Origin of the sequence: Allostella sp. (assembly GCF_041913585.1) — a bacterium.
GTDB lineage: Bacteria > Pseudomonadota > Alphaproteobacteria > ATCC43930 > Allostellaceae > Allostella.
Window position 1 is genome coordinate 1 of sequence record NZ_JAYSFE010000199.1, and the last position, 5,356, is coordinate 5,356.

The 5,356-nt window shown below is 76.1% G+C and carries 7 protein-coding genes; all 7 read left to right on the forward strand.

Going from position 1 to position 5,356, the window contains the following annotated elements:
- The coding region (locus ACE3Q3_RS22630) for a type I-E CRISPR-associated protein Cse1/CasA (protein ID WP_374449832.1) at positions 1–734 on the forward strand (734 nt) is incomplete at its 5' end.
- Entirely contained in the window at positions 731–1,390 is a 660-nt protein-coding gene (gene casB, locus ACE3Q3_RS22635) for a type I-E CRISPR-associated protein Cse2/CasB (RefSeq protein WP_374449834.1), read from the forward strand. The genes ACE3Q3_RS22630 and casB, both read left to right, overlap by 4 nt.
- Positions 1,387–2,427 carry a type I-E CRISPR-associated protein Cas7/Cse4/CasC gene (cas7e, locus tag ACE3Q3_RS22640; RefSeq protein WP_374449836.1) on the forward strand — a complete coding sequence of 347 codons (1,041 nt, stop codon included), beginning with the start codon at positions 1,387–1,389 and terminating at the stop codon, positions 2,425–2,427. Before casB ends, cas7e begins: the two co-directional genes overlap by 4 nt.
- A 6-nt stretch (positions 2,428–2,433) precedes the next feature.
- Complete coding sequence (gene cas5e / locus ACE3Q3_RS22645; RefSeq protein WP_374449838.1) at positions 2,434–3,210, forward strand: type I-E CRISPR-associated protein Cas5/CasD; 777 nt, start codon at positions 2,434–2,436, stop codon at positions 3,208–3,210.
- Positions 3,207–3,926: a type I-E CRISPR-associated protein Cas6/Cse3/CasE gene (cas6e, locus tag ACE3Q3_RS22650; protein ID WP_374449840.1), complete on the forward strand. Its 720-nt coding sequence runs from the start codon at positions 3,207–3,209 to the stop codon at positions 3,924–3,926. Before cas5e ends, cas6e begins: the two co-directional genes overlap by 4 nt.
- A 36-nt stretch (positions 3,927–3,962) precedes the next feature.
- Positions 3,963–4,907 carry a type I-E CRISPR-associated endonuclease Cas1e gene (gene cas1e, locus ACE3Q3_RS22655; protein WP_374449842.1) on the forward strand — a complete coding sequence of 315 codons (945 nt, stop codon included), beginning with the start codon at positions 3,963–3,965 and terminating at the stop codon, positions 4,905–4,907.
- 22 nt (positions 4,908–4,929) lie between these two features.
- On the forward strand, positions 4,930–5,232 hold the full coding sequence (gene cas2e, locus ACE3Q3_RS22660; RefSeq protein WP_374449844.1) for a type I-E CRISPR-associated endoribonuclease Cas2e: 303 nt from the start codon (positions 4,930–4,932) through the stop codon (positions 5,230–5,232).
- The last annotated feature ends 124 nt before the right edge of the window (positions 5,233–5,356 follow it).

The window sequence follows — 5,356 nt, forward strand, 5'->3', positions numbered from 1 at the left end:
ACCCGGCCTCCTGGCTGCCGGTGCATGGGCAGCCGGGCCGCATCGCCTATCGCGACTGGCTGGGCCTCGCCATCGCCGACGACCCGCGGAACCCGCACCGCCGGCCGGCGGCGGCGGTGGAGCTCGCACCGCGGCGGCTCGACTGGCTGGTCGAGCCCGTCGAATCCCTGCGGCTCGCCGCTGCCGGATACGACATGGACAACATGAAGGCGCGGGACTTCACCGAGAGCGAGATGCCCCTGCATCTGGCGCCCGCCGCCGTGCGCGAACTTCATGACGCCACGGTACGGCGGATGGTGCTGGGCGCCCGCGACGCGGCCGCGGTGCTCGCGACCTGCGTCCGCACGGCGGGCGGCCGCGCCGACACCGCGCGGGAAAGCTTCTGGGACGCGACCACGCCGGACTTCCATGGCGAGGCCGACCGCATCGCGCTGGATCTCGCGGACGCGGCGGACGGCGGCGCCGCGGTCGCGGTCACGGCCGGCCTGCGCTGGCTCGACATCCTGCGCGCCGCAGCCGTCGCCGTCTTCGACCGCCTCGTCCCCCTCGAGGGCCTGGAAATGCTACGGCCGGCCCTGGCCAAACGCCGGATCGGCGCCCGGCGCAGCCTCGTCCTCGCCATGCGCGGCCACGGCCTCGGCCGGTCGATGTTCGGGAGCCTGGGACTGGCCCTGCCCGAGGGCGCGAAGAAGAAGGCCGGCCGTGGCAAACCGAAGTCGGAGGCCACCTCATGACCAGCGACAGGTCCGCGCCGCTCCCGACCACCGCCATCGTCCGCATCTGGTGGCGCCGGCACCAGCCCCGCTTGGCCGACGGCACCCGCAACCCCGACGCCGACCGGGCGGCGATGGCCCGGCTGCGCCGCGCCGGCGTGGCCGACGCGCTCGCCGATCCGGCCGTCCTCGACCTCTATCGCCGCCTCGGGCTCGGCGCCTCCGACCGGGCGCTCGCCGAACGGCTGCCGTGGGTCGCGGCCGTCGCGACGGTGCTGGCCCATGTCCGCGAGGACGCCCCGGCGGACGGCGCCGGCCGCCGGACGCATCCGGCGCGGGCCGCCGGACGCAAGCATTTCGACGACCCGCCGGAGACGGCGATCGTGAAGCCGATGCGCTTCCGCCGCCTGCTGACGGCGCGCGCCGTCGAGGAGGTGGAGCGCCAGATGCGCCGCCTGGTCGCCGTGCTGCCGCCGGGCGCGATCGACGTCGGCGCGCTCGGCCGGTCGATCCTCGACTGGCCCGACCCCGGGCGCGGCGACCGGACCCGCACCCGCTGGGCCTTCGAGTACCACGCCGCCGGCGAGGCGACCCCGCGCGACGCCCAGTCGACCCTGCCAGACGAGCCCGCCCTGCCGAACGAACCGGACGCACCGAACGCCGAGGCGACGCCATGACGACCTTCCTCCAGCTCCACCTGCTGACCGCCTACCCGCCGGCCAACCTCAACCGCGACGATGCCGGCCAGCCCAAGACGGCGCGCTTCGGCGAGCACCCGCGCCTGCGCGTGTCGTCGCAGTCGCTGAAGCGGGCGTGGCGCAGTTCGCCCGTCTTCGCCGAGGCGCTGGCCGGACATCTCGGCCGGCGGACGCAGCGCCTGGGCCGGCTGGTGCGCGACCGGCTGGTCGACGAAGGGATCGCCGCCGAGGCCGCAACGAAGGCGGCGCTCGCCGTCGCCGCGGTCTTCGGCAAGTCGAAGCCGGAGAAGGACCCCAATCCGACCGACATCGAGCAGCTCGCCTTCGTCTCGCCGGACGAGGAGAACGAGGCGCTGGCCGTCGCCCGCCGCATCGCCGCCGGCGAGACGGTCGACGCCAAGGCCGCCGGCATCCTGCGGCCGGCCGACGGCGCCGTCGACATCGCCATGTTCGGCCGCATGCTGGCCGACAGCCCGGACTTCAACCGCGAGGCGGCGGTCCAGGTGGCGCACGCCATCACCACCCACGCCGCCACGGTCGAGGACGATTTCTACGTCGCCGTCGACGACCTGAAGCGGCCTGCGGAGGACGCCGGCGCCGGCTTCCTCGGCGAGGCCGGGTTCGGCGCCGGCCTCTTCTATCTCTATCTCTGCATCGACCGCGACCTGCTGGTGCGCAACCTTTGCGGTCGCGAGGAGCTCGCGCGGGCCGGACTGGCGGCGCTGCTGCGCGCTGCCGCCACGGTCGGCCCGACCGGCAAACAGGCGAGCTTCGCCAGCCGGGCGCGGGCGAGCTTCGTCCTGGCGGAGGCCGGCGCCGCCGCGCCGCGCACGCTGGCCGCCGCCTTCCTCAAGCCGGTCCGCGGCGAGGACATCATGGGCGCCTCGATCGCAGCCCTCCTCGACCATCGCGACCGGCTCGCCCGCGCCTATGGCGAGGCGACCGAGGCGGCGGCCATGGATGCCCATGCCGGCACCGGCACGCTCGACGACGTGCTCGCCCTGGTCGCCCGGTAGCGGGCGATGCCGGCCTTCCTGGTCTTCACGCTCTACGCCCCGCTCGCCGCCTTCGGCGACGTCGCGGTCGGCGAGCGGCGGGTGGCCTTCGACCGGCCGTCGCGCTCGGGCGTGCTCGGCCTCGCGGCGGCGGCGCTCGGCATCGCCCGCAACGACGAGGCCAGCCATGCCGCCCTCGACGCCGCCTATGCCTGCGCCGTCCGCGTCGACCGGGCGGGGACGCTGCTGCAGGACTATCACACCGTCCAGGCGCCGCCGGCCCGCGCCGGGCGGCGCTGGTCGACCCGCGCGGCGGCCCTGGCGGAGCCCGGGCTCGGCACGCTGCTGTCGCTGCGCGACTATCGCCAGGACGCGCTGGCGACCATCGTGCTGATGGCGCGCGCGTCCGGCGATGCCTACGGCCCGGAGCGGCTCGCCGAAGCGCTCGCCCGTCCGCGCTTCACCCTCTATGCCGGGCGCAAGGCCTGCCCCCTCGGCCTGCCGCCCAGGCCGCTCGTGGTCGAGGCGGAGGGCCTCGTCGCCGCACTCGCCCGCTACGACACCGAGGCGCCGGCGCCGGAACGGGACCTGCGCGCCGTGCTGTCGCCGCAGCCGTCCGCCCACCGAACCGCCCCGGAGCCGGCGACGATCCATGCCGACCGGGACTTCGCGGCCGCCGGCGGTCTCTCCGGGCTGGAGCCCCTGCGCGTCGAGTGGCGGCGCGACCACGTCGCGAGCCGCGCCCGGTGGCAGTTCGGGCTGCGCGAGACGCTCGCCCTGCGCCCGGCGGAGGGCAGCCCATGACGGAGGGCGGACCGATGTTCCTGTCGCGCATCACCCTCCGGACCGACCCGTCGGCGGCCGCCCTGGCGCCGCTGATCGCGCCGCAGCTCGCGGGCGACCGCACGGCCGCCGCCCACCACCTGCTGTGGTCGCTCTTCGCCGACCAGCCCGACCGCCGGCGCGATTTCCTGTGGCGGGACGAGGATGCCGGCCAGGGCTGGGGCGGGTGCCGTTTCTACACCCTGTCCCGGCGCCCACCCGTCGACCGCCACGCCCTGTTCCGGCTGGAGAGCCGGGAGTTCGCGCCCGTGCTGGCCGCGGGCGACCGGCTGCGCTTCCGGCTGCGCGCCAACCCCGCCGTTGCCCGCTCGCAGCCCGATCGCCAGCGCAGCCGGCGGGTCGACCCCCTGGCGGAGGCGCTGCGCGGCCTCTCGCCGGCGGAGCGCGCGGAGCGCCGGGGCGAGATCACGGTCGCGGTCGGCCGGTCCTGGCTCGACGGCCAGGGGCGCCGCGCCGGCTTCCGCCTCGCCGAGGCCGCGGAGGCGCCGCTCGCGGTCGACGGCGACGACTGGCGCAGCGTGCCGCGGCCCGGCCACCCGCCGATCCGCTTCTCGGTCCTGGAGTTCGACGGCACCCTGGTGGTCGAAGACCCGGCCGTCTTCCTCGCCCGCCTCGCCGAGGGGTTCGGGCGCGAGCGGACCTTCGGCTGCGGCCTGATGCTGATCCGCCGGGCCTGACGGCGGGCCGGGCGGCGCGGGCGCGCAGGCGAGGCGATGGCGGGCATCCCCGGCCTCCGGCCGCCGCGGCCGATCCCGCTCCGCGACCGGTCGACCATCCTCTTCGTCGAGAAGGGGCGCATCGACGTGCTCGACGGCGCCTTCGTCGTCGTCGACGAGCGCGGCGTGCGGACCCATGTCCCGGTCGGCGGCTTCGCCTGCCTGATGCTGGAGCCGGGCACCCGGGTCAGCCATGCCGCGGTGGCGCTGGCGGCGCGGGCGGGCACGCTCCTCGTCTGGGTCGGCGAGGCGGGCGTGCGCCTCTACGCCTCGGGCCAGCCGGGCGGGGCCAGGGCCGACCGACTGCTGTGGCAGGCGCGCATCGCCCTCGACGAGACGGCCCGCCTCGGCGTCGTCCGCCGCATGTTCCAGATCCGCTTCGACGAGCCGGCGCCCGACCGGCGCTCGGTCGACCAGCTCCGCGGCATCGAGGGCGCGCGCGTGCGCCGCCTCTACGAGCTGATCGCCCGCCAGCACGGCGTCTCCTGGCGCGGGCGCGACTATGACCGCGAGGCCTGGGACGCCGGCGACGTGCCCAACCGCTGCCTGTCGGCCGCGACCGCCTGCCTCTACGGCCTCGCCGAGGCGGCGATCCTGGCGGCCGGCTATGCGCCGGCGATCGGCTTCCTGCACACCGGCAAGCCGCAGTCCTTCGTCTACGACATCGCCGACCTCTTCAAGTTCGAGACGGTGGTGCCGGTGGCCTTCCGCATCGCCGCCCGGGCACAGCGTGGGGCCGTGCCGGGCAGCCTGGAGGGTGCCGTGCGGCGCGAGTGCCGCGACGTCTTCCGCAAGACCGGGCTGCTGGAACGGCTGATCCCGGCGATCGAGGACGTGCTCGCCGGCAGCGGCCTGCCGCCGCCCGGCCTGCCCGAGGCGGACGTGCAGCCGCCCGCCTTCCCCGACCCGCGGCCGAGCGGCGACGCCGGCCACCGCGGCTGACCGCCCGGGGGCGCCGCCCGCGATGATGGTCGTCGTCGTCGAGAACGCCCCGCCGCGCCTGCGCGGCCGGCTCGCGGTGTGGCTGCTCGAGGTCCGCGCCGGGGTCTATGTCGGCAACTATTCCCGCCGCACCCGCGAGATGATCTGGACCGAGGTGACGGAGGCGATCGGCGACGGCAACGGCGTCATCGCCTGGGCGGCGCCGACCGACGCCGGCTTCTCCTTCGAGACCTGCGGCGCCAACCGCCGCGTGCCGGTCGACCTCGACGGCTTCCGCCTCGTCGAGTTCCAGCCGCCCGCCGGCCCCGACCCCGACGAACGCTAGGCGAACGTCGCAGGGCCCGCCCGACCGCCGAATCGCCGGTGGCTCCGAGGCGCTTCAAATCCGGCAGTGATTCCAATAACATCCAGGAAGAGTGTTCCCCGCCCGCGCGGGGATGAACCGCGCA

Excerpts from the sequence above, each read along its gene's own strand:
- casB (WP_374449834.1), top strand. The coding sequence starts at position 731 with ATGACCAGCGACAGGTCCGCGCCGCTCCCGACCACCGCCATCGTCCGC.
- cas7e (WP_374449836.1), top strand. The coding sequence starts at position 1,387 with ATGACGACCTTCCTCCAGCTCCACCTGCTGACCGCCTACCCGCCGGCC.
- cas5e (WP_374449838.1), top strand. The coding sequence starts at position 2,434 with ATGCCGGCCTTCCTGGTCTTCACGCTCTACGCCCCGCTCGCCGCCTTC.
- cas6e (WP_374449840.1), top strand. The coding sequence starts at position 3,207 with ATGACGGAGGGCGGACCGATGTTCCTGTCGCGCATCACCCTCCGGACC.
- cas1e (WP_374449842.1), top strand. The coding sequence starts at position 3,963 with ATGGCGGGCATCCCCGGCCTCCGGCCGCCGCGGCCGATCCCGCTCCGC.
- cas2e (WP_374449844.1), top strand. The coding sequence starts at position 4,930 with ATGATGGTCGTCGTCGTCGAGAACGCCCCGCCGCGCCTGCGCGGCCGG.